At 35.4% G+C, this 20,286-nt stretch carries 17 protein-coding genes and 1 tRNA gene; 6 read left to right on the top strand and 12 right to left on the bottom strand.

Annotation, left to right across the window (positions count from 1 at the left end):
* Positions 1-10: 10 nt before the first annotated feature.
* Entirely contained in the window at positions 11-811 is an 801-nt protein-coding gene (locus SFA27_RS18640; RefSeq protein WP_407294187.1) for a DUF2490 domain-containing protein, read from the bottom strand.
* Positions 812-1,247: 436 nt separating this feature from the next.
* On the opposite strand from SFA27_RS18640, the gene SFA27_RS18635 reads away from it, so the two are divergent.
* Positions 1,248-3,719 (top strand): TonB-dependent receptor domain-containing protein, encoded by a 2,472-nt coding sequence (locus tag SFA27_RS18635; protein WP_407294185.1) that lies wholly within the window; start codon positions 1,248-1,250, stop codon positions 3,717-3,719.
* 68 nt (positions 3,720-3,787) lie between these two features.
* On the opposite strand, the gene SFA27_RS18630 is transcribed toward SFA27_RS18635, so the two are convergent.
* From SFA27_RS18630 to SFA27_RS18615, 4 genes are all read right to left on the bottom strand, one after another.
* On the bottom strand, positions 3,788-4,522 hold the full coding sequence (locus SFA27_RS18630) for a hypothetical protein (protein WP_407294183.1): 735 nt from the start codon (positions 4,520-4,522) through the stop codon (positions 3,788-3,790).
* A 185-nt stretch (positions 4,523-4,707) separates the two neighbouring features.
* Positions 4,708-5,124, bottom strand: coding sequence for a hypothetical protein (locus tag SFA27_RS18625; protein WP_047373642.1), 417 nt, complete (start codon positions 5,122-5,124; stop codon positions 4,708-4,710).
* A 175-nt stretch (positions 5,125-5,299) separates the two neighbouring features.
* Positions 5,300-5,386: transfer RNA gene (locus tag SFA27_RS18620), tRNA-Ser, on the bottom strand.
* A gap of 55 nt (positions 5,387-5,441) precedes the next feature.
* On the bottom strand, positions 5,442-6,458 hold the full coding sequence (locus tag SFA27_RS18615; RefSeq protein WP_407294181.1) for an asparaginase: 1,017 nt from the start codon (positions 6,456-6,458) through the stop codon (positions 5,442-5,444).
* Between the two features lie 162 nt (positions 6,459-6,620).
* Here SFA27_RS18615 and SFA27_RS18610 point away from each other — a divergent pair, with 162 nt between their 5' ends.
* Positions 6,621-7,301, top strand: coding sequence for a TrmH family RNA methyltransferase (locus SFA27_RS18610; protein ID WP_407294179.1), 681 nt, complete (start codon positions 6,621-6,623; stop codon positions 7,299-7,301).
* A gap of 48 nt (positions 7,302-7,349) precedes the next feature.
* On the opposite strand, the gene SFA27_RS18605 is transcribed toward SFA27_RS18610, so the two are convergent.
* Genes SFA27_RS18605 through tsaD form a run of 3 tightly spaced genes read right to left on the bottom strand, consistent with a single transcriptional unit; the run spans position 7,350 to position 9,450 of the window.
* Positions 7,350-8,045 carry a 16S rRNA (uracil(1498)-N(3))-methyltransferase gene (locus SFA27_RS18605; protein WP_047373645.1) on the bottom strand — a complete coding sequence of 232 codons (696 nt, stop codon included), beginning with the start codon at positions 8,043-8,045 and terminating at the stop codon, positions 7,350-7,352.
* On the bottom strand, positions 8,042-8,437 hold the full coding sequence (locus SFA27_RS18600; protein WP_047373646.1) for a hypothetical protein: 396 nt from the start codon (positions 8,435-8,437) through the stop codon (positions 8,042-8,044). The genes SFA27_RS18605 and SFA27_RS18600 overlap by 4 nt, the downstream gene beginning before the upstream one ends.
* Positions 8,434-9,450, bottom strand: coding sequence for a tRNA (adenosine(37)-N6)-threonylcarbamoyltransferase complex transferase subunit TsaD (gene tsaD, locus SFA27_RS18595; protein WP_264519079.1), 1,017 nt, complete (start codon positions 9,448-9,450; stop codon positions 8,434-8,436). Before tsaD ends, SFA27_RS18600 begins: the two co-directional genes overlap by 4 nt.
* 4 nt (positions 9,451-9,454) lie before the next feature.
* Between tsaD and SFA27_RS18590 the strand changes: the two genes are divergently transcribed.
* The 3 genes from SFA27_RS18590 (at position 9,455) to SFA27_RS18580 (ending at position 15,303) form a co-directional block, all read left to right on the top strand.
* On the top strand, positions 9,455-14,251 hold the full coding sequence (locus SFA27_RS18590) for a translocation/assembly module TamB (RefSeq protein ID WP_407294176.1): 4,797 nt from the start codon (positions 9,455-9,457) through the stop codon (positions 14,249-14,251).
* Between the two features lie 134 nt (positions 14,252-14,385).
* Complete coding sequence (locus SFA27_RS18585) at positions 14,386-14,856, top strand: Lrp/AsnC family transcriptional regulator (protein ID WP_034696982.1); 471 nt, start codon at positions 14,386-14,388, stop codon at positions 14,854-14,856.
* 69 nt (positions 14,857-14,925) lie between these two features.
* Positions 14,926-15,303 (top strand): hypothetical protein, encoded by a 378-nt coding sequence (locus SFA27_RS18580; protein WP_047373649.1) that lies wholly within the window; start codon positions 14,926-14,928, stop codon positions 15,301-15,303.
* An 86-nt stretch (positions 15,304-15,389) separates the two neighbouring features.
* On the opposite strand, the gene gwsS is transcribed toward SFA27_RS18580, so the two are convergent.
* The 4 genes from gwsS to SFA27_RS18560 all read right to left on the bottom strand — a co-directional run bounded on the left by gwsS (position 15,390) and on the right by SFA27_RS18560 (position 18,705).
* Entirely contained in the window at positions 15,390-16,460 is a 1,071-nt protein-coding gene (gwsS, locus tag SFA27_RS18575) for a grasp-with-spasm system SPASM domain peptide maturase (RefSeq protein WP_407294173.1), read from the bottom strand.
* 175 nt (positions 16,461-16,635) lie between these two features.
* The gene (gene gwsG / locus SFA27_RS18570; protein WP_407294171.1) at positions 16,636-17,538 is read right to left on the bottom strand and encodes a grasp-with-spasm system ATP-grasp peptide maturase; all 903 of its coding nucleotides are present in this window, start codon (positions 17,536-17,538) and stop codon (positions 16,636-16,638) included.
* The gene (locus SFA27_RS18565; RefSeq protein WP_047373653.1) at positions 17,535-18,440 is read right to left on the bottom strand and encodes a hypothetical protein; all 906 of its coding nucleotides are present in this window, start codon (positions 18,438-18,440) and stop codon (positions 17,535-17,537) included. The genes gwsG and SFA27_RS18565 overlap by 4 nt, the downstream gene beginning before the upstream one ends.
* Before the next feature lie 64 nt (positions 18,441-18,504).
* Entirely contained in the window at positions 18,505-18,705 is a 201-nt protein-coding gene (locus SFA27_RS18560; protein WP_185097802.1) for a TIGR04139 family peptide modification target, read from the bottom strand.
* 898 nt (positions 18,706-19,603) lie between these two features.
* On the opposite strand from SFA27_RS18560, the gene SFA27_RS18555 reads away from it, so the two are divergent.
* A complete protein-coding gene (locus SFA27_RS18555) occupies positions 19,604-20,137 on the top strand; it encodes a DUF4303 domain-containing protein (RefSeq protein ID WP_407294167.1) in 534 nt (177 codons plus the stop codon).
* Positions 20,138-20,286: the final 149 nt, after the last annotated feature.

Here is a 20,286-nt window from a genome sequence, read left to right as displayed (position 1 = left end):
AGAATATTGTCTACCTATTTTTATAAGGAATATTCCAGATCAGATCCGCTGCCAGATAATGAACACCACCATGATGAATACTTCTGCTGTCTCGGATAAGATCATCCATATATCCTACATCTACGGTAAAAGGTGAATTAGGGATTGTAAACATATAGTAGGCTGCAATCCGCATTTCACGATACCCGAACGAACCCCACTCGGAATTTGGTTCATTGAGATGACTTATAGAAAACAGTGCTTCTGCGCTCAATGCCAGTTTCTGATTGTTTTTAGAAGATAAATTATAGGTCAGCTGGCTTTTGATACGGGTTCTCAATTGAAAATCTTCTTCTACCTTATGAAAGTCTGTATCGAAAAACTTTCTGAATTCCTGTCGTACTGTATTTTTCAGTTTCCAATTTTTTCCAAGATCAAAAGTATAGGCATATCTTCCGTAAATTCTGAATTCCTGTTCCGTATTTTCCTTATCATAAGGAGCCGTATTTTCGTATTGTGGCTGCCGACGGTAACTCAAGGCATAGCTATACTGCTGGTGCGGAGCAAAGGAATGGTAAACTTCATGATTCAAGACAATAATAGCCTGTTTTGAAAATAAATTATGATCATCCGGACTGCTTTTTCTCCCGATTGCAATATAGCTCAAAGCCTGTTTCTTACCCAAAGAATCCAGCTGTCGTTTTACTCCAAAGGCTCCCCAGAATGCAGTATTGGCATCACCTAATCCCGGTGGGCTGATCTGTGCTTTGACAGATGTTCCTATACATCCTAATAAAAATAATGCTGCAAAAATTTTTTTCGTGCTCAACATGATGGGTAGCTGCTTTACTGTTACTGTTAAATGACTGCGAAACCATGAGATGGAAAAAAATACCGTTGAAACGCAGAGAGAATATTTCGTGATCGCAAAATTATAAGCTTTGTTCATAGAATGTTTATTCAAAATCTTTTAATACTGTTTAAAAACATGACAAAATAAACATCTGATTTAGGATAGATTTAGGAATAAAATCCATTGTTAATAAAATGTGTATAACTTGTGGAAAAGTGGATAACTCATTATTAATTTTGTATTCAATCACTTTTACAGTCGGCTGTACACTATTGTTTTAATATTTCAATTTTCAGGATGAAAAAACTATTGGTTAAAATTTATTTAGAATAATTCAAATTAATGTTGTGGGAGAGTTTGCTATTGTCTTATTTTGCACTTTTATTTATAATCACTTTAAATAAGGCTGAAAAAAATGATACAATCAAATGAATGTATGCTCTCTTCAGGGCATATGAATCACTCTGGAATGACTACACAGAATGCTATATCCATCCATCACAACATACAATGGTCTCAACAATTACTCATCCTTTTCTTCTCGTTGCTGAGCTTTACAACTCTGTATGCCCAGGATGTACATGGAGGAATAACAGGGAAAGTAAGTATGGTCGACGGGCAGCCTTTGAGAGCAATATCAGTCTCATTGCTGGAGACAGATCGCCAAACTCTGACGGATGATGAAGGGAATTATCATTTTGAAAACCTTAATGTAGGTTCATATACCCTAAAATTACAAATTCTAGGAAGTAAAGAAATCCGTCTTCCTGTTGAGGTTAAAATAGGTGAGGACACAAAACTAGACTATCAGCTTACCAAAGAAAATATTCAGGCGATACAGGAAGTTGTTATTATGAAAAATACAAACAGGTTTTCCAAGAAAGAAAGCGGATTTGTAGCAAGATTACCCCTGAAAAACTTAGAGAACCCTCAAGTATACAATACGGTTACAAAAGAACTTTTTCAGGAACAGGTAGCTGTAGATCTGGGAAGCATTTCTAAAAATGTACCGGGAGCGGGAGTTCCTATGATTGCCAACCAGGGAAGAGTAACATTCCGTTCAAGAGGATTTGAAACAGAACCTAATGCGAGAAATGGAGTAGCAGGAGCAGCATTCTCAGTGATTGATCCCGTAAATCTTGAACGTATAGAGGCTATTAAAGGACCGTCAGCTACATTATTCGGGAAAAGTGTAGCCAGCAGCTACGGTGGAGTCTACAACAGGGTAACGAAAAAACCTTATAACAATTTTGGCGGCGAAGTAGGCTACGTGGGAGGAAGCTGGAGCTATAACCGGCTGACAGTAGATGTGAATACTCCCGTAAACAAAGATAGAACTGCTCTTTTCCGTCTTAATGCAGCTGGAACTTTTGAAAAGAGCTTCCAGGATCTTGGGTTTACCAATTCTTTAGCAATTGCGCCTAGTTTCTCTTATCAGATTAATGATCGTATGTCGCTCCTTCTTGACGTAGAGTTTAATCAGGCAAAAGGAACATCTGTTGTCCGTTTTAATCCTTATACAGGAAGCAATAAAACTCAGTCTATTGAAGATATGAAGTTTCCGTATTATAAAAAATTCTTAGGTGATGATCTGGCGTACGAAACCCAGATGATGAACATCTTTGCCCAACTGAACTATAAAGTTTCAGAAAACTGGACATCCCAGACCATATTATCCCGTGCAAGATCAACAATCAAAGGATACATTTCTGCGATTAATGGAAAGACAGATTCTACAGCAAGTGCTCAGGTAATGGTAGGGACAACGTCGTTTATTGCTACCAATATCCAGCAGAATTTCATCGGAGATTTCCATATCGGACGATTCAGAAACAGAATGGTGGTGGGATTGGATTATTATAACAATTCCAATCATTTCGACCGTTATCATACCAATACCAAAGTATTCAACTTTGTTCACCCTTCAGCAGATTTTAGAGTTAATCAGAATATCATTGATGCTCTTACAGCAACTTCTGCTTTCAGAAAAGAAAATAATAGTGATAATACCTATGCTGCGTATGTATCAGATGTATTCAATATCACAGACCAGCTTATGGTGATGGCCAGTTTGAGGGTAGACCGGTTTCAGTTTAAAGGAGTTTATGATATCACTACAGGAGAAATTAAAGGAGGATTAAGCAATAGCGGAACCCAGTCGGGACCTTATGGGCAGACTGCTTTTTCTCCCAAGGTGGGAATCGTGTATGAAATATTAAAAAATAAAGTTTCCTTATTTGGAAATTATATGAATGGTTTCAATAACGTAAGCGGTGTGGATATTAACGGAAATACATTCAGACCGGAATATGCCAATCAGTTGGAGTTTGGGGTGAAGGCAGATATTTTCAATCACAGATTGGTAGGAACATTAAGCTATTATAACATCCGTGTGGATAATATTTTAAGAACCAATCCTGATGATGTTAATTATTCGATACAGGACGGAACACAGTTAAGCAAAGGGATAGAAGCTGAAATTACTGCCAATCCGTTTGATGGATTTAATATTGTGGCGGGATATGCTTATAACGACAGTAAATATACCAATGCCAATCCTTCTGTTGATGGTTTAAGACCTGCATTGTCAGGACCTGCCAATATGTATAATTTTTGGATCAGCTACCGTATTTCTGAAGGTAAATTAAAAGGACTTGGAATAGGTGGAGGTGGAAATATGGGATCATCTTCCTACCAAACCAATACACAAACAGCAAAAGTGATTATTCCATCTTATAAAATGTTTGATCTGGGAATTTTCTATGATCAGCCGAAATATAGAGTAGGATTGAAATTTGACAATATCACTAATGAAAAAGCATGGTCTGTACGTTTGACACCACAGGCTCCGGCACGTTTTCTTGGAAGTGTTTCTTTAAAGTTTTAAATAGAATATATAATAATTGGAAAATCCCGGACGTAAGTCTGGGATTTTTATTTTTTAGAAAGATAGGATCAGTTGATCCAAAGGCAGTAATTATTCCGGTAGCGTATTTTTCCATAAGAATTCCCCTGAAAAGTTCCCGGAGTAGTATCATTCCAGTCCTGTCGGATTACATACAGCCCAGGGAGGGTCGGTTTAAAAACAGCTTGGTGATTTTCATCAATAGAAATATTCTTCTCCCAGTTTTCGGGGTTGAATATTCTGATTGGAGCTCCCTTTTCTACGGGTTTCATATTTCGATATGGAGAAACGGTATAGACACCATTCCTTTCCTGAAGAATAATATCCATGAACTGGGCTGGTGACATACTCTCCGAAGGTTTCCCGACATGATAAGCACCACACATAAAATCAATAGGGCGTACATTTTCATCAGGATTTTTAGAACGCAGAAGAACAGGCAGTTGGTCATTCATGCCTAAAATCCGGTAAGTTCCTTCACTATTAGGGGTAAAAGTTGCTTCCCAGTGATCTCCCTCCATTTTCAATTCAAGTGTGGATTTTTCTCCTCTGGTATTAAGAATAAAGAAACGGAAATTTTTGATCTCCCGAAATTCTGGTCCTGTAGTCCGGTGACGTTCACTAAGATCATCAATAAAACCATAAAAGACCTGAACTTTGACAGGATCTTTTAATTTTCCTGATCCATGAATTTCCATCCAGTAAGCACTGGCTTTTGCCCATTGTGGAAATAGAAAGAAAGCTGAAAATAACAGCAATAAGAATACTGTTCGGAATTTATACATATTGAGGAATCATATTTGAATAAGCGAATTTAGTGAAAAAGGAAATAAACAAATTCTTAGAATTAATAGTTTTCTGACCACTGCTCATTTTAAAAGTGTTGTACTGATCCTCTCCGCAGGAATAATAAATTGGCACAATATATAAAATACTGTGGCAATCTGGTTTTATGGACTGTTATTTACATTTAGTTCTGTCTTACTCCGCACATAGCATCCCATGTTGTCCAAAAATGAGCATTAATGGCTCCGATAGGAGGGTTTGTACTGTCTGCAACGATGCCTACCATAGAAGCACAGTTGGAATTACAGCCTATTTCATTATGACTTCCCTGTTGTGGTGGAATCTGACGCCATGTACCGGTAGATCCGCTTAATAATTCTACTTTAATTTCAAATATCCCTGAAAGATTAGGGGTTTGAATTTGTTTGGTAGGATTCTCACTTGAGATGAAGTCGCTCCAGTTTCCCTGAGAAAAAGTTACACGCCATGTAGAAATCATTTTAGATGTATCATTTTGCGGGGAAAGATACACCCAGAACTGTGCTCCGTTTCCAAGTACCAGCTGACCTGAAGAATTTGCATTTACACTTGTTGATGTCATATTGATTTGGATTTTAGATGGTTAGATTGTATTTCAAAGTAACGAAGAACAGAGATTATATTTTATAGTATAAATTACCAATTGTTGTCTTGAGTAGAAATACTTAGAGAAAATAGGCGAAGTATTTTAACTAAAAAATCCTGTGCTAATGTAAGCACAGGATTTTATTTTCTTGCAGAGAGGAAGGGATTCGAACCCTCGATACAGTTACCCGTATACTACCTTTCCAGGGTAGCTCCTTCAACCACTCGGACACCTCTCTTTTTGAGATTGCAAAAATAGTGTAATTTCTTTAATATCCAAATTATTCTTGCAATTTAATCCGTAATTTCTCCACAAAGGCTTCTGGTGAAATTATCAGCAAAGCTTCCGGAGTAGCTTGGATTATCAATAAGGTGCATTGCTTTGGTAATCGCTGTTTCCGCAGTCATATCTCTTCCGCTGATTGCTCCGATCCTTGAGAAAATATTACTGTTTTCATACTTCCCAAATGTGATACCTCCTGAAATACACTGGCTTACCACTACGATTTCCGTTCCGTTATTTCTGATTTCCTGAAGTGTTTCCTGAGTTTTTGCACTGCTGAAAATAGTTCCTGAACCGAAAACCTGAAGAATAAGAACCTTCATTTTAGGGATTTCTCTGAAGTGGCTTAAGTGCATTCCCGGAAAAATTCTCCAGAATAAAATATCTTCGGAAATATGTTCATCCACATGGAATTCCACCTCCGGATTACAGCGGAACAAATTATCTTTAATAATATTCAAATGAACTCCGGATTGCCCCAAAATAGGATAGTTCGGACTTGCATACGCATCAAAATACTCCGCAGAATATTTCAAGGTTCTGTTTCCTCTTAATAGTTTATATTCAAAATATATGGCAACCTCCTGAATCACTGCTTCATCATTCTCATAAAGACTGGCATAATAAAGGCTGGTCAGAAGATTTTCTTTCGCATCAGTTCTCAAGTCACCAATCGGCAGTTGAGAACCCGTCATGATCACCGGTTTTCTTAATCCTTTAAGCATGAAACTTAATGCTGATGCAGTATAAGACATAGTATCTGTCCCGTGAAGAATCAGAAAACCATCATAATCATTATAATTTTTTTGAATATAATTGGCGATTACTCTCCATTCTTCAGGTCCCATATCTGAGGAATCTAATGGTTTGGCGAAAGGATGAACGAAAACCTCACATTCCATGAGCTTCATTTCAGGCATTTTTTCAAATATATTACCAAAATCAAAGGCACGGAGACTTCCGGTTTCATAATCTTTTTCCATTCCGATGGTTCCACCGGTATAGATGAGCAGGACTTTTCGCTTCATGTACTATTTTTAATTAAGAATTGGAGCCCGATTAGGGTTCATAGGTCAAAATTACGTTAATTTGCAAAGATTTGAAAATGAATGAAACGCTTAGATTAAAATTTTATAAAAATAAAATGGAAATTGCAGACGTTTTATGGGGCTATTGAAAAAAATAACTGAATGCGGATGAAAGACTTAGCGCAAACTTTTGAATATTTAAAACAGTTTTTAACCGAAGAAAGACTCGCGAAAATTGAACATTTTTCCCAGGAAAGTTCAGATTTTGTACTTCCTGTTGTAGAGGATGTTTATCAGTTTCGAAATGCAGCAGCAATTGTACGTTCTGTGGAAGCCTGTGGTTTTCATAAAGTAGTGGCTTTGCAGGAAGAATACAGTTTTGAACCGAATCTTCGGGTAACAAAGGGTGCAGATACCTGGGTTGAAGTAGAAAAGCTTCCCCGAAATATGGAATCCTTTCAGAGTATTAAAGACAGAGGATACAAAATTGTGGTGGTTTCATTGGAAAATAATGCTAAAATGCTGCCTGAATATGAAATTACAGAACCCATTGCCTTAGTTTTTGGAACAGAGATGGAAGGGGTTTCTCAGGAAATCTTAGATTTTGCAGATGAAACGCTGGCAATTCCGATGTATGGCTTTACGAGAAGTTTCAACGTTTCTGTAGCCGCTTCAATCTGTATGTATGAATTGAAACAGAAGCTGATAAAATCTGATATTGATTATAAACTGAATGAAGAAAAGCTTTTAAGAATGAAAATCCTTTGGGCGGTCAACTCCATGAGAAGCGGACAGCAGATTTTTGAGAAATATCTGAGAGAAAATAATATTGGCTGGAAATAATATTCAGAAATAAAAAAGAGAAGGTTTCTGGCCTTCTCTTTTTGTTATCTATATCATATTATAATAATTCCATGCGGCTACAAAAACGCCTGCAGTTTCAGTTCTCAGTCTTTGATTTCCAAGGGAGACCGCTTTTACTTTATTTTCTGCCAGAAATACAATTTCCTTTTCAGAAAAATCACCCTCAGGGCCTATTAGAAACGTAAGCTGTTCCATTTGGGGAATGTTTTTAAGATCAATTCTTTCCAGATTTTCATGACAGTGTGCTACAAAAGTATGTTCCGGATCAACGTTTTTCAGAAAATCCGTTAGTTTTACAGCATCATTGATGATCGGGAAATGAAATCTCAGACTTTGCTTAGACGCGGCAACAGCCTGTTTTCTGATTTTATCAATATTGATATTTTTACGTTCTGTTTTCTCTGTTACAATAATACTGATCTCAGAAACACCCATTTCCACAGCCTTTTCTACAAAGAACTCGATTCTGTCTATATTTTTGGTGGGAGCAATCGCAATATGAAGTTTCGGATTGAATTCTGGCAGGTTTTCTTTGATCTCAGAAACTTCAATACCTGCTTTCTTCCCTTCTATAATAAGTTTTCCGGAAGCCAGCTTTCCTTTTCCATCCGTCACATGAATATCTTCACCATCTTTCATACGAAGAACTTTTACAATATGTTGTTGTTCTTCATCGTTGATGATCACTTTTTGATCTGCTATTTCTCCGTAAAATAATTTCATATATCCTGACTTATAAATGCAACTCCTGTTTTAATGGTTGTGTATATGTCTGTATCACACTCCCTGTAAGAACACATGTATATTTCTTCTATCCAGATATTATTAATAAAAATCAGATTTAAATATTCCTGTTTTCTCAAATTATTTTTGATTGATAAATAATCTCCTTCTTTTGGAGTATAAGGAAAACTAAAAAGATGTTCAGAATTGATTAATTTTAAAACTTCATCTTTTATATCCTGAATATATCCTGTCTCAGAACTTCCTCCGGTAAACTCTGAAAAAGTTTCTGATCCCTCGTGCTTTCCTGTGACAGTTTCTAATACCCAGTAATATTTTGAATTCTTTTTAGACTGTGTCCCCAGTACTTTTTCTTCTAAGAGTATTTTCATAAATCGTATTTTGCCGTTGCGGAAGTTCTTAAATCTGTAAATTCTCCCCGCTCAAATTTCAGCTTCGCTACCATGGCAATCATGGCTGCATTATCTGTTGTATATTCAAATTTTGGAATGTAGATATCCCAACCCAGTCTTTCTTTGTTGTCTTCCATTGCTTTTCTAAGGGCAGAATTAGCCGATACACCACCTGCAATAGCCACCTGATTTACATTGAGATCTTTGGCCGCTTTTTCTAGCTTATTCATCAGAATTTCGATGATGGATTTCTGTACAGAAGCACAAAGATCATTAAGATTTTCCTTGATGAAATCCGGATTTTGTCTGACTTCTTTCTGGATGAAATACAACACGGAAGTTTTAATACCACTGAAAGAATAATCGTAGTTTTCCAACTTCGGTTTGTTGAATTTAAACGCATCAGGATTCCCTTCTTTCGACAATCTGTCGATAATAGGTCCTGCTGGATAGTCAAGGTCAAAAATCTTTCCGATTTTATCAAAAGCTTCTCCTGCGGCATCATCAATGGTTTTCCCGATGATTTCCATATCGAAATAGTCTTTTACCAGTACAATCATGGTATGTCCGCCACTTACCGTAAGACATAAGAATGGGAAAGTAGGCGGCACAGGATTTGCATCTTCGATGAAATGGGCCAGAATGTGGGCTTGAAGGTGATTTACTTCAATCAAAGGTACATTCAGGCTCATAGCCAAAGACTTAGCAAATGATGTTCCTACAAGAAGAGATCCTAAAAGTCCCGGTCCGCGAGTAAATCCTATAGCAGAGATAGCATTTTGTTGTATATTTGCTTTAGAAAAAGATTTTTCAACAACGGGGATAATATTTTGCTGATGGGCTCGTGAAGCCAATTCAGGGACAACACCACCATATTCTTTGTGGATGGCCTGGTTCGCGGCAATGTTTGAAAGAATAGAATTTCCCTTGATGATAGCTGCTGAGGTGTCGTCGCAGGACGATTCAATACCTAAAATTATAGAGTCGCTCATAATAATGGCAAAGTTAGAGAATAATAACGAGAATGAGAATAAAAAATCAGTAGCTGAAAACCTAGGTGATCAGGTACAGAAAACTGTCGAAAATGTAGAAGAAAAAGTTCGGGAGACAGTAAAAGAAGCATCTGAGCTGGCTTCAGATGCCATACATCATCCTGTGGAAACGGCTGAAGAGTTTGGGAAACAGGCTGTGAAGGATGTTACCAGCTATACCTGGTGGGCAAAACTTCTCTTAATTCTCTTTTGGCTGGGTATTTTTCTTGTAGGAGGAGTACTTATTGCCGTCAATCTTCCGGTAACGAAAAAATGGGCAGCAGATCAGGCGCTAAAGCTTGTTAATAATGATTTTAAATCTGATTTTTCTACAGAAAGTGTAGACGTAAACTACTTCGGTGATGTAACAATAAAAGGGTTAAAAGTAAAAGACTATAAAGGATTTAATTTTATCACAGCCCGCGAGTTTCGTGCAGATTCAGACTGGATATCTCTTGCTGTAAATGCCATCTCAGGAAACAGTAATTCTTTAAGTTTTAACTCCCTGGCTCTGGTAAATGCTGATGTAAAAGTGATTACTTATAAAGGAGACAGCATATCAAACTTTGTAAGATTTGTTGACCTCTTCGATAACGGAAAGAAAAGAGACCCGAAAAAACCTCCTTTTCAGCTGAATTCCAGAATTCAGATTATTGATTCTAAAGTTTCCATTATCAATGAAAATTCTCCCGGAGAACAAGGGAAGTGGCTTACGGCAACAAAATTCAACTTAAAAGCACCTAATGTAAAAGTCAATGGACCGAATGTTTCGGCGTTGATCAATAATATGTCTTTTGTGACTTCAAGATGGGGAAAATCTCATTTTGTCGATACTTTTTCAACAGAACTGTCTCTAACGAAGCAGTTTTTGTCGTTAAAAGACCTTACGCTCAATACAGATCATAGCTTACTTCAGGGAGATATTAAATTTAATCTTCATGACGGGTCCTGGGCGGATTTTGCAGACAAAGTGCGTTGGGATATGAATATCCAGCAGGGAAGTCAACTTAGCGGTTATGACATCAGTTATTTTGTGACGAACTGGGATAATATCAAGCCATTCAACCTTGCGGGGAAAATGACAGGGCCTCTGAACAAATTCCATCTGGAAAATTTCCTGATCAGAAATCCTGACGTCAATATTGCAACCAAAACAATGAAGATTGATAACCTGCTGAAAGGACATTTTGCCATTGAGACAAAAGATCTTTCCGCAGATTTTACTTATAAGGATTTAAAAGCAATGATGCCTTCCTTTATCTCCAAAAAGATGAAGAATTTTGCAGATGATTTCGGGAAATTAAAGTATAACGGAACAGCAAAAGTAAATCCGGATCAGATCTATGTAGAGAGTGGAAATTTAATGACGGGAATAGGGCAGGCTAAAATATCCAAACTTACCTTATCCGGTTACAGCACTGCAATGCCTAAATATTCCGGTTATCTTGATGTGAAAGACCTTAATACATCTGTTATTACAAAGAATAAAACAGTAGGCTTGATCTCTGGTAAATTTGATCTTAATGGTCAAAGCTTTGATGTTAATACCATGCGTCTGACAACTAAATCTCAGATTGCAAGCATTGAAATTATGGATAAAACGATCAATAATCTATACCTGGACGGATTATTGGATCATAAAAAATATAACGGACTTATTACTGTTAATGATGAACAGGCAAAAGCAACGATTAAAGGATTAATAGATTTCAGTACTTCAAGAGTTGCTATGGATGTGAACGCGGATGTCACCTACCTTAACATGAATTACTTTACCAATAAACCTGGCAGTCAGGTGGTAAGCGGTCAGGTAGAAGGAAAGATGGCCATGTCTTCCATTAATGATCTTACTTTAGATGTCAATGCCAATAATCTGAATTTTGCTACGGCAACTCAAAAATATACTATTCCGAATGCCAAATTAAAGACATTCGTGGAAGCGGGAGGCCGTGTGATTGATGTAGATGCTCCGGGAGCTGCTACAGGAAAAATATCGGGAAGATACAGCCTTGCAGATCTCGCAGGCATGGTAGAAAACGGAGTGGGAAGAATATTGGTGGGGCCACCACCGAGAAAATTATACCGTGGACAGAATTTTGCTTTGAATTTTGATGTTCAGCAGGGGCTTGTAAATTACTTTTTACCGGAACTTAAACTGCCACAGGGAGCTTTAGTGGAAGGAGAATACGACGGAAATTCAAACAACCTTATTCTGAATCTGGATGCTGCTTCTTTGAAATATATAATGACGAAGGAAGAGGAAATTACAGATGCTGATAAAGCGCTGGCAGATTCCAATCCTGATTATAAAGTTAATGACCGGAAAAATCTTAACAGAGACAGTGCAATGGTGGATAGTGTTAAAGTGAGAATTAACACAGCAGATCTTAGCCAGCAGTTGTATGCAAAGATTAACAGGGTAGTTTATAACAAAAATGTAATCAAAGACTTTGAGCTTAAAGGAAATAATGAGAATGGAAATACTCTTCATTTAGCTACCGTATTTAAGCATGGAAGTCCTGATGATGAAATTAATGAAAAGCTTAAAGAATATGCTATTAATGTAGATCAGTCTACCGATGCAGCGGGTGATTATGTATTCAGATTTGAGCCTACCGAAGTGAAATTCAATGAAGTGACCTGGGCTATAGATACAAGTCCGGAACTGAATCACTCCATTACCTATAGAAGGAATACAGGAGATTTTGATATCAGAAACCTGAGGGTTTATTCCGATAAAAGTGCTTTGCTTATTAAAGAAGCACAATTTAAATCGGCGAAAGATTTTTATGTAGATGCTGATATCAATGATTTTTCTGTAGAAAAACTCCTGGAAATGCAGTCAGGGGGAAATACAATGGGTATAAAAGGCCTTGCCAATGGAAGTGTCAAGATCAAAATGGACAAAAGCACTCTTCAGCCACTGGTAGATCTTACTATTGATGATATCAAGATGAACGGCAACGATATGGGGGATATCTCTATCTCTGCTACCAATGGTTTCTCACTTAACGTTTATGATATAGATGTAAAAGTTCATTCTGCAGGAGTCCTTGGAAATAACAGTCTTAACCTTACAGGAACCGTTAATAATAATACCTCTTCTCCCATCATTGATCTTACGGCGGAAATGCGTGATTTTGATCTTTCATTTACTCAGCAGTTTGTACAGACTATTTTCGGAAATCTTAGAGGAAAAGCAACCGGAGATCTTAAAATCAATGGAAAGCTCAATAATCTGGATTATAATGGTGATATAGCTTTAAAAGATTTTGGATTAAAGCTTTTATTTACCGGAGTAGACTATTCGTTTGATGATACTGTGATTCAGCTGACCAAAGGACTAGCCATTCTCAACAATATTGAGGTGCATGATGGAAGGACTAATTCTAAAGGAAATGTTTCCGGGGCGATCCAGTTTGAGACTCTCTCTTCAATGGGGGTATCTCTCGTAATGAGGGCAGACAATCTGTTGATGCTTAATACTACTCAAAAAGATTTTGACCTGTTCTGGGGAAGAGTTTACGGGCAGGGAGATCTTTATGTAGATGGACCTGTTTCAGGACTAAGTATTACGACTCCTAATATGAAGGCCCTTAACGGAAGTACCTTTACCTTTAATTCCAGTTCTACATCTAATGTCGAAGAGTTCAAGATGCTGAGGTTCCTCAAAGAAGGAAAAGATGGTCTTATTACACTGGAAGAAAAGAAGAAAACAGGAGCCAATATGAATATTGATTTCAATCTGGCCGTAGATAAAGGAACTACCGTAAATGTACTGGTGGGAGATGATGTAGGAAATATTACCGTAAAAGGTTCTGCAGATCCGTTGAGGTTCCACATGAACAGACAGGGAAATATCGCCATGAGCGGTACTTATAAAGTAGATAACGGAACATTTGTCTCTAAGGCAATTCTTAATAAAACTTTCCAGATAGAAAGGAACAGTAGTATCAGATGGGATGGTGATGCTATGAAGCCTGCATTAGACATTAATGCCAATTATATAAGAATGGTGGCCAATGTTGGGGAATATCTGAGTATGGGAAAACTACAGCCTATCAGTGTTTTGTTACAAGCTCATATTACCCAATCTTTGGTAGACCCTCAGATTGATCTGAATGTAACTGCTATGGATGTGTCCAGCCAGGTAAGAGAAACGCTGGCTGCTAAAATGAGTCAGGAAGGTGAGAAAGTACTTCAATTCGGTTCGGTTCTTTTATTGAGTACCTTTAACGTATCCAATAGTGGTGGAGTAGAAGTAAATGTAGGTAACGTTGCAGAATCACAAGGGTATAATATGCTTCTTAAACAGCTGGGATCTGTTCTTAATACAATGAGTAATGAATTCCAGATTGACCTTAATTACGTAAAAGGAGATCAGAATTCGACAGTTGGTGACAGAGCGAATGCAGGAGTAAGTGTAGCACTTTCTCCTAGAGTTAATATTAAAACCGGACTGGGAATTCCTCTATCGAAAACAGATAACACACAGAATAACTATCTTTCCGGAGAAGGATCTGTAGAATATGACCTTTCTAAAAAGAATGATGGAAGTTTGATCATACGAGGGTATTCTAAACCTACCAATATCGGTATGGGAATGGTGAGTACAAACGGTTCTGCAAATCAAGCCTATGGAGGAGGTGTTGTGTGGAGTAAAAGCTTCAATTCTTTGTTTAAAAAGAAGAAAAAAGACAAAAAAACTTCAGATGCAAAAGGTGAAATAAAAACAGATTCTATAAAATCGAATAGTAAATAATTAGAATATTTTAATGATTTTTATCATCTGTGTTAATTATTGTTAATATTTGATATATATTTTTTAGTTAAATTATTTTTCGTAAATTTGCAAAAAATACATAGATTTTTTAAAGAAATTGTAATTTAACTAATATGAACTATCAACTGGACGAAATAGACAAGAAAATTCTTGATTTCTTAGTAGAAAACACAAGAATGCCTTTTACTGAAATTGCAAAGCAGATGGATGTTTCTGCTGGAACAATTCACGTAAGAGTGAAAAAGATGGAAGATGCAGGTATTATTTTGGGATCATCTCTTAATATCGATTATGGTAAGCTGGATTATCACTTTACAGCTTTCATAGGGATCCTTTTGACAAAATCAAACCGTACTCAGGAAGTATTGAAAGAATTGTCAACTTTACCTAACGTCATTGAAGCTAGCGTTATTTCAGGGAAATATAATATTTTCTGTAAAGTAAGAGCTAAGAATACGGATGATGCTAAAAGAATTATTTATCAGATAGATGACATTCAGGACGTAATGAGAACTGAAAGTATGATTTCTATGGAAGAATTCTTAAGTGACAAAAACAGACTGATCAACGCTATCTCTGTATAAGTCAAATTTTAAACGAATAATTATAAAAGAACTTATGAAATCTCTCATAAGTTCTTTATTTTTGTAGGTATGGAAGAATACAGCTATTTTGACGAAGATCCGAAGAAAGGATGGGGATTTGTACTGGCATTTGCAGCCTTAATGTTGTTTACTATAATGGGACTTGGAATAGATGTGGATGAATATCTGCAGCATGAATATCTGGAGATCCCAAGGTGGTATTTCTATGTTATTTTTTCAATTGATGTATTGATGATGATCGGGCTGGTACTGATGTTCTTCTACAGAAAAATAGGAATCTTCATGTTTCCGGCTTTACTGGTGATGCACTTCTTTATGCACAATTATTACCTGTCTACATTCTTATATACAGATGTTACCAACCTTTTTCTGTTTACAGGATTCGGAATGCTTGCCATTATCCCGAAATGGAAGTTTTTCAAATAAGGAATAATCACTTTATAAATAAAATAATAAACGGCTTTTAAATTCTATTTAAAAGCCGTTTTTGAATATAAGGGGGATGAGAAATACTATTTGAGTTCTAGCGAATTAAATTTTTTTTGCTTCAAAGGATTTTTTGTCCAGTCTTCCCAGTTTCCTGTATAGGGATTATAGCCGCATTTCAGAGGTTTTGATATATTGAGTCCTTCTTTGTTTTTTTCTGCATTTTCGGTATACGCCCTGCAGTCTGTGCAGACATAACGGAACTCGCAGTCTTTACAGATTTCTATATTGTCTTTGGTTAGATTCCAGTATTTTTTGAAATCAGGTTGGGTGATAGCTTCTTCAAGGTTGTTATTCCGAATGTTTCCAAAGCTTTCAGCCATCAGCGGACAGTTCTTAATGCTGCCGTTTCGGTCAATACCTATCTTTTTATACAGGCAGGAATTATGGTTCATCGCTTCCAGTACTTTTGGAAGGTTGGTGTTGAAATATTTCAGTTCCACTTTTCCACAGGCAGATATTTTCAGGTCATCTTTCAGGAAATTCAGCGAGAATCTATACTCATCTTTAGCTTTGAAAGGAGGTTTTGAACAATTGTAAAAAATGAGACTGTATATTCTGACTGTATTTTTTTGAAGAGCCTGTATAAAAGATAGATTGGTTTCCTTATGAAACGGAGAGAATATTTCTATTCCCGAAAGCACGGAGGTTTTAAATACATCATCAATTTCTATGAATTCATTTATTGTTAATGGTTTTAAACTGTAAATAACCAAATGTTTAATGCCAAGGTTTTCTATAGATGGTTTTATTTTTTTCAGCAACACAATATCTTCCATTTCTATAAAGAGATCTGTAATGATACTGGGCTCATGGTATTCATAAGAAAGAGGAGGGAAGTTCCTGTCCCAATCGTTTTCAGTAATAAATCCGTATTCTTTTTCCAGCAGGAGATTGATATATTCATGAACAATTGCTGTGGATTCTTCATCATAATCTTTTAGAATGTCTTCAAGAGAATGATTTTTCATATCTTCTACAATCTCGTACAATTCCAGAGGATATAGTTCAGATATATTTCTCTGTAGATCCGAAATGAGAATTCTGCTGGCTCCTTTGGTGATCAGGATAGTGGAGAATAGATTAAAATATCTCATAATAGCCTTGTCAGAAATTTATAAGGATTAAGTTTAGCATAAGAATCCGTATAATATTTTTCACAAGGAATGGTAACACTAAAATGCTTTTTCTCACGGCTTTTACTTTTTACAACGTCAATATATTTAAATGTGAGAGGAAGTTTATGTTTTTCTTTGTTTGTAAAATCTCTTTTCATAAATAATCAGCTATTTCTTTTTCTAATAAATAATTACACATTACTGACATTCCCAGAAACTGACCTACAGGATTGACTTCTAAAAAATAATATTTACTATCTTTTTTAATGAAATCAAGAGAACCGGAATTAAGATCTAATGACTGCATTAGCAGGTGTATTTTTTGTTCAATATTTTTCGGAAGATTATAAGGTACTTTTCTATTTGGTTTTTCATCATTGTATTTCCTAAAGTCAATTTTAGTTCGGTTATCATTTTGTGAAAAAATGGCTGTAGACCAAACCTTACCATTTAGATAAAAGCTTCTGATCTCAAAGTCTTTTTCGATTTTTTCCTGAAAGAAAGTGATAAAAAAATTTTCATCTTCATTTTCTTGAACAACTGTTGTATACATCATGCCACTGGAATCTTTGAGTATGCTTTCCATTCGCGGATTTCCACCAATGGTTTTGATGATTGTTTTATTTAAAGTAACATCATCTGTAGTGTCAGCCAGAAAATAATACGGAACATCTAATCCTGCCTTTTGCGCCTCTTCAAGCACCAGAAGTTTATTGATATCACTATTGCTTTGTTTATTAATATGTTTTTTTGACTCTAAAACCTTTATTACATAATCTTCCAGCCAGTGTTGATATTCATTCATATTTAGATTAATTGCTTTATTTTTATAATGCAGGCGGTTAAAATTCAATCCACCTCTTCTATACCATAAACTGGTAATTTCATCAATAAAAAAACAATTTCTCGGGCTTTCTAGATAAATCCGTCTTTCTTTGATTCTAATATCAAAAATTTCATCTTCATGCACCCGGATAAAGCTTTTCCCCAATTTTAGTAGCCATTTAATGACTTCTGTTGTGGTTATTTCGTTTTTTTGAGAAATAATAAGTATCAATTTTTCTTTTTTATTTTTTTAAAGAAATCTTTTGTGATCAACTGAGCGTGCTTTAAGCTTGGCAGCCCTATGCTTTTGCGATTACGATTGACAGTTGCAGAATCTTTTATATTTTCATATCCTTGATAAACGCCATAAGTATAAGGTACTTTATGATGTAAATTATTTCTATCTATCATAGCAGCGTAGTCTCTTGGTGGGCACTCACCAGATTTTACATATTCTAATATTTTGGTTTTAAAATATTGATGGTATTCGTCATAATCTGCCATATGTAGTAATAGAGGTCCTGAAGGCATAAAAAAATCACCATTTAACAAACCAATTTTTTGCATACTTGGAAAACCATAATTTTCAAACATCCATTTTAGGAGTTCAACATTTTTTTTGTCATTTTTAGTGATTTCCTGATAATTTAGATCATTTCGGCTACTCTGATCACGTTTAAATGCTACAGCAAAAGAATCTGCAAGTTTTTGATTAAGCCCTTTTTTCCATTCTTCAACTTTCCATTCCATTTCCTGCCTGCCAATACCATATTTTTGATAAAGTTGTATAAAGCTGGTGTCTTCCTTTTTATATTTCCAATTAGGTGCAACTAACGGAATAAGCTTGTAAAGACTTTTCTTCCCTCCGAAATTTTTGTGATGTTGATCTGCAAGCTTTATGTAATTTTCATATTCTTCTCTCCGTTCCTGGTTTTTGGGAGGATATTGTCTGAATATCTTTTTGTATTGTTTGATTGCAGATATTGTATCCTTTTGAAAACGAAATATACTGTCGATTTCATTGATTTTATTATAGTAGATTATATAGTTTAAATTTCTGCTCTTACAAGCTGTAAGAGTAAAGATTATAGCTATTAAAGCATATGAAGTATAGTTCCAAATATCTTTTTTCATAAATTTTCTAAGGAATACAATTTGATAAAAAAGATAGAGGGGTGGCCCTCTATCTGTGATAATATTAATTAAGACTGGTATCTATTTTTAAAGTACTGATACGAACTCCATCTTTCCATGTCTCTTTATCATAACATGTAGAACCACAATCTGTTTCTACATATTTATAATCATCTCCACCTAAAATAGATTTTAAATCTTTTCTTTGTAATTTTTTGTTTTCTGTAGAAGAGAAGCCGCCCTTCATTCCATTTAATTTTTTCATTTTGATAATTTTTGTTGTGTTGTATAAAATCATTTTTGCCATACAAACCCTGACATTGGGGTGAATAATTCTTTTGTTTATCATATACTGTACACATACAATTTAAACATGCAGAATCTTTTCGTCAACGTTGATGTTTTCAAAACTAAAAAATATCACATCACTTCAATGGGATATAATGTGTAAATGATTTGTATTTTACTCTATACACAAATGCAAATTTTGCTATGAATGAGAGCTGAGTTTTGGTGAAATATTTGAAATTTGAAAAAGTATAAATTACATGATGATTATCTAAAGAAAACTACAGTCTTTAACCGGAGGTTGTATGGTAATATTTTCTATTGTACAATATAGAAGAATAAGCAAATTTATACTGAAAATAAGAGGTTGACGAACTCATTTTTAAAGAAATTTGTATATTTCTAATGATGTTGTTGGCAAAAAAGTAATGGTTTTGAATAAAAAACGATCTAGAAATCGTATAAATTTTCACAAAAAAATCTTATTTTACACTTACTCGTATCTAAGTGGCTATGATAAGTCATAAAAATGAAGCTTTTGACCTAAATAGAAAAACTTTAGTGATTTAAAGTATAAAAGTAAATGCAGTCAGAGTTTATTTATAAAATACTCTTGAAAAAGTCTAAAAACATATTTTCATTGAACTAAACTTCTTTTTTAATGGATATTTTATCATTCTACACTTTTCTGTCTTGTGCATTGTGGATTAATCAAAAACAGGGGCTATATGTGGGAATGCCCCAAACAACTGATCATGAAATTATAAAATACAATAGCTATAATCATGAATTTGGCTGTACTTCTAAAGAATATAATGTTCTGATTTGATAGGATTAAGGTATTTTTACCGCCCATTTTAAAAAAGAATAGAAGTATGGATTTTGAAATTTTGAAACAGCGGATTGAAGACGCAGCCAAGAAAGCTTTTTTAGAAGTGTATGAAAAACATGGAGCAGAGGGGATTTATAGTTTTGCACTGTATAGTGATGAGGGGGCAATGACGGTTTGCCCTGCTGCCAATACATTGAAAGTAATGGAGAAAGCAGATGAGGACGATGCTCTTTATTATAAATATGAACCGGCAGAATGGGCCTATGAAATGGAAGGAGCCGATGAAGAATTCAATAAAATCTGTACTCAGCTGAGAGCAGAACTGGATAAGCATGATGACGATGATCAATGGTTTGAAAGTTTTCAGGCTAAGTTGTATTCCATTTGTATTGAAGTACTGGAAAAACTTAAAAATGAAAACTTTTTCGCAAAGATCACAGGCAAAGATATTTTCCTGATTTTCACAGTTTCTGATTATGAGTTTGAGAAAGAAGAACTGAAAAACCTTATCACCAAACTTAACAATAATGAATACAAAAGTGAATATCTGAATTGGATGGCTACCTGGGGCAATTAAAAGAATGACGAATTAAAAAAACACTTTAAATATATACATATGAAGCCCGATAAAATAATTGTCTCAGATGCCTCTTATAAATCATTGTCCTATAAGTCGTTTTTTATACCATCAAACCAAAACTAAAATTTAAACAACAATTACATTAA

It is taken from the genome of Chryseobacterium sp. HR92 (genome assembly GCF_045689405.1).
GTDB lineage: Bacteria > Bacteroidota > Bacteroidia > Flavobacteriales > Weeksellaceae > Chryseobacterium > Chryseobacterium viscerum_A.
This window is presented reverse-complemented; position numbering and strand designations above follow the sequence as displayed.